Below are 3160 nucleotides of genomic sequence, written 5' to 3'. Positions count from 1 at the left end.
ACGCGCTGTTTCTGCCCGCCGGACAGGCCACCGGGCGTGCGCTGCGCCACGCYGGCCGGCAGCCGCACCAGATCGAGCAACTGGCGRATCCGTGCCCGTTTCGCTTCGCCGCGCAGGCCGTGGAAGAACTGCAGCGGCCGCGCCAGGATCTCCTCGACGGTGCGTGCAGGATTGAGCGCGGTATCGGCCATCTGGAACACGATCTGGATGCGCCGCAGCTCGTCGTGGCTGCGTTTGGCCACCGTCGGTTTCAGTGGGCGGCCGTCGAACGCGATGCTGCCGTGGCAGGGCGCCACCAGGCCGGCGATGGCCCGCGCCAGCGTGGTCTTGCCCGAACCCGACTCGCCRATGACGCCGATCGCCTGGCCCCGGTACAGCTTCAGGCCCACGCCCTCCAGGATCTTCGCGGCCGGCTGCCCGTGGGCATCGACCGCACCGTAGCCGGCGGACAGGTCGCGGACCTCGAGCAGCAGGGGGCTCTTGTCCGGGTCCACCGGCGCGCCGGGACGCTCGGTCGGCCGCGCCGCGGCCAGCAGGCAGCGCGTGTAGTCGTCGGCGGGCTGGTACAGGATCTGGTCGGTCTCGCCCAGCTCGCGCATCTTGCCATCGCGCAGCACCAGGATGTGGTCCGCCACCTGGGCCACCACGGCGAGGTCGTGGCTGACATAGACCGCCGTGGTGCGGCGTTCCTGCACCGCGCGGCGGAACACGCGCAGCACTTCGACCTGGGTGGTGACGTCCAGGGCCGTGGTCGGCTCGTCCAGGATCACCAGGTCGGGATCGGTGATCAGGGCCATTGCGGCCATCAGGCGCTGCAACTGTCCGCCGGAGACCTGGTGGGGGTAGCGCTCGCCGATGGAATCAGGGTCGGGCAGCGCCAGTTCGCGGAACAGCGCGACCGCCTTCTTCTCGGCAGCCTTGCGATTCATGAGCCGGTGGATCAGCGCCGGTTCGACCACCTGGTCCATGATGGTGCGCGACGGGTTGAACGAGGCCGCCGCGCTCTGGGCGATATAGGTGATCTCGCGCCCGCGCAGCCGGCGCTGTTCGCCTGGCGACAGGTGCAGCACGTCGGTGGTGCCGACCCGGATGCTGCCGGCGATCTCGCAACCGTGGCGCGCGAAGCCCATCAGCGCCAGCGCGGTGGTGGTCTTGCCCGAGCCGGACTCGCCGATCAGCGCCAGCACCTTGCCGGGCTCGATCTCGAAGTCCACACCATCTACCAACGTCGCCTGGCCTGCGGTGATGCGCAGATTGCTGACCTTTACGGACGTGCCCATTATTTGACTCCGTTACGTGCCGAGCGACCCGGCAGGTTGTCGATAACAAGATTGACGGCGAGGGTCAGGCTGGCGATGGCCAGCGCCGGCGCCACCACGGCCATGCTGCCTTCAGACAGCGCGCCGATGTTCTCGCGCACCAGCGAACCCCAGTCGGCATCGGGCGGCTGGATGCCCAGGCCCAGGAAGCTGAGGCTCGCGAGCAGCAGCACGACGTAGACGAAGCGCAGCCCCAGGTCGGCCAGCATCGGGCCGAGGATGTTGGGCAGGATCTCCTGGCGCATGATGTAGGCGGTGCCTTCGCCGCGGGTGCGGGCGACCGTGACGTAGTCCATCGCGTTGATGTTGACCGCCAGCGAGCGCGCGATCCGATATGCACCCGGGACGTAGATGATCGCCGCCGTGAGCGCGAGCATCCACACCGAGGAGCCGAAGGCCGCGACCATGATCAGTGCGAACATCTTGCTGGGGATCGCCGTGAGCGTATCGAGGCCGCGGCTGAGGCCGGCATCGATCCAGCGCCCGCTGACGGTGGCGAGCAGTGCCAGCGTGATGCCGATGCCGCTGGCGCACAGGGTCGAGACCAGCGCAACGCAGACGGTATAGCGCGCGCCCAGGATCACGCGCGTCAGCATGTCGCGCCCGAGGTAGTCGGTACCGAGCCAGTGCAGGGCACTGATCGGGCCGAAGACCTGGATCTCGGCCGTGGGCGTGCCGTCATGGCTGATCAGGATCGGGCCGAGAATGGCGGCAATCAGCCAACCGATGAGGATCAGGCAGCCGATCCAGCCGGTGATACCCAGTTTGGGCAGGCGCGGGCGGCGACAGCTTTTATCGGGGGCGCTCACGGCGGAGGTGGCGTGCGTGTTGGAGGTAGGGGACATGGGTTGCAGCTCCTGCATGGCGTTCAAGGCTTCAGCGGTGGCGCAGACGCGGATTGGCGACGATGCCGCACACATCGGCAAGCGTGACGAGGATCAGGTACGCACAACAGAAAATCATGGCGCACACCTGGACCACGGGCATGTCGCGCTGGGCGACGCTGTCCACCATCAGCTTGGCGATCCCYGGGTAGTTGAAGATGGTCTCGATGATGATGACGCCGCCAAGCAGGTAAGACAGGCTCAGCGCCACGGCATTGGCGATCGGGCCGATGGCGTTGGGCAGGGCGTGGAACAGCACCATGCGGGTCGAGGAGGCGCCCTTGAGCCGCACCATCTCGATATAGGGCGCGTTGAGCTGGTCGATCACCGCCGCGCGGGTCATGCGCAGCATCTGCGCGACGATCACGCAGCACAGGCTCAGGACCGGCATGGCCAGCGAACGCACGATCTTGTCCCAGGAATCGTCGGTGCCGATGTAGGCGAGCGCCGGCAGCCAGCGCAGGTGGACCGCGAACAGCAGCACCGCGAGCGTGGCGACCAGGAACTCCGGCACCGAGACCACCGCCACCGCGCCCAGGCTGACGCTGCGGTCAAACCATGTGCCGCGGAAGACCGCCGCCAGGATGCCGAGGCCGAGTGCTACCGGCACCGAGATCAGCGCAGTCAGGCCGGCCAGCAGCAGCGATTGGCGCAGGCGGCTGCCGATGGCCTCGGACACCGGCATGTGGGTGACGAGCGACTCGCCGGCATTGCCGGTCGCCATGCCGCCCAGCCAGTGCGCATAGCGCACGGGCGCGGGGACATCGAGGCCCATCTGGGTACGCAGCGCGGCCAGGGCTTCGGGTGTGGCGTCCTGGCCGAGCTGTTCCTGCGCGGCATCGCCGGGCAATACCGCGGTGATGGCGAAGACGATGGCCGAGACGGCCAGTAGCGAGATCAGCGCCAGACCGATGCGCCGCGCCAGCAGACGCAAGATGAACAGGTTCATGGTGTCTC

General features: G+C 68.2%; 3 protein-coding genes. All 3 read right to left on the bottom strand.

The features are described from left to right. On the bottom strand, positions 1-1280 hold a 1280-nt coding region (locus AC1DK4_RS40430; RefSeq protein ID WP_477132253.1), incomplete at its 3' end, for an ABC transporter ATP-binding protein. Beyond that, a complete protein-coding gene (locus AC1DK4_RS40425) occupies positions 1280-2164 on the bottom strand; it encodes an ABC transporter permease (RefSeq protein WP_441624469.1) in 885 nt (294 codons plus the stop codon). The genes AC1DK4_RS40430 and AC1DK4_RS40425, both read right to left, overlap by 1 nt. 31 nt (positions 2165-2195) lie before the next feature. Next, complete coding sequence (locus AC1DK4_RS40420) at positions 2196-3152, bottom strand: ABC transporter permease (RefSeq protein WP_441624468.1); 957 nt, start codon at positions 3150-3152, stop codon at positions 2196-2198. Positions 3153-3160 lie beyond the last annotated feature (8 nt).

It is taken from the genome of Cupriavidus sp. 05N38, from assembly GCF_056397345.1.
The sequence above is the reverse complement of the archived record's forward strand: the minus strand, read 5'-3'. Positions and strand labels throughout refer to the sequence as shown.